Origin of the sequence: Idiomarina sp. UBA4206, assembly GCF_002383015.1 — a bacterium.
Taxonomy (GTDB): domain Bacteria; phylum Pseudomonadota; class Gammaproteobacteria; order Enterobacterales; family Alteromonadaceae; genus Idiomarina; species Idiomarina abyssalis.
Map to the genome: position 1 here is coordinate 31,147 of NZ_DFTS01000004.1, position 1,305 is coordinate 32,451.

Consider the following 1,305-nt stretch of genomic DNA (forward strand, 5'->3'; position numbering starts at 1 on the left):
TGGGGTAAGTCAGACTGGTCTTCACTCTTTAGTGAAACCGTTGAGTTGGCAGAAGCGGGGTTTGAAGTGTCGCCAAGGCTCGCTAAGTTAGTGGAAATGGAGATTAACCCCGGTGTTAAGAAAATGCCGGTGGCCAGCAGCTATTTCTTCCCTAATGGTAACGCCTTAAAAGCTGGAGACACACTGAAAAATCCTGAGTATGCAAAGAGCCTTAGTTTGATTGCTGAGCAGGGGGCTGATGCCTTCTATGAGGGCGAATTAGCCGAGAAAATTGTTAAGGCCGTGCAGAACAGTGCTATTGAACCTGGTGTGTTGAGCCTTGAAGACCTGAGTCAATACAGCGCAAAACTGCGCGAACCGGTATGTAATGATTACCGTGAATATCAGGTTTGCGGTATGGGGCCGCCTAGCTCGGGAGGAATAACAACGCTGCAGACATTGGGCGTACTGGAGAATTTTGAGCTAGGTAAACTGAAACCAAATTCTGAAGAATTTGTGCATTGGTTCACTCAGGCATCGCGTTTAGCTTATGCCGACAGAAACCAGTGGATAGCTGATCCTGATTTTGTTGAGATTCCGATCGAGGCTATGTTGGATAAAGCTTATTTATCGAGCCGGGCAGAAACCATAAAGAAAGACGATATGGGGAAAGCCAAGCCGGGTGTTCAACTGCAGCCCGCGTACGAGCAAGATATTGCCTACGAGCTGCCTAATACCAGCCACATTTCTATTGTCGATGCTGAAGGTAACGTGGTTTCCATGACCACCAGTATTGAAATGGGATTCGGTTCCACTGTTATGGCTGGTGGCTTTCTGCTCAATAATCAATTAACGGACTTTTCTCTGGCGCCGGGTGATGGTAAAGAGAAGTTTGCGAACCGTGTGGAACCTGGCAAGCGGCCTCGTAGCTCAATGGCGCCGACTGTGGTTCTTGATAAAGAAGGGCAGCAGCTTATACATGCTATTGGCTCGCCCGGTGGAAGCAGAATTATTAACTACGTTACTCAAACGTTAGTGGGTATGCTGGACTGGAACCTCAACGTGCAGGAAGCGATTAACCTTGGTCATGTAACCAACCGTAATGACTACACCTCTCTGGAGAAAGGACGGGATATCAGCGAACTCAAAGCGGCTTTAGAGAAGCGAAAGCATGATGTCAGAGTCATCGACTTAAACAGCGGTTTACATGGAATTACTATTAATTCAGACGGCACTTTGGTGGGTGGCGCTGATCCGCGCCGTGAAGGCGTGGCAAAAGGAGAATAGAGTATCATGGCACTATTACGAGGAGTTTTTTTAGCTCTG

The 1,305-nt window shown here is 47.8% G+C and carries 1 protein-coding gene; it reads left to right on the forward strand.

Annotation, left to right across the window (positions count from 1 at the left end):
- On the forward strand, positions 1-1,266 hold a 1,266-nt coding region (locus B3180_RS00485; RefSeq protein WP_286842247.1), incomplete at its 5' end, for a gamma-glutamyltransferase family protein.
- Positions 1,267-1,305: the final 39 nt, after the last annotated feature.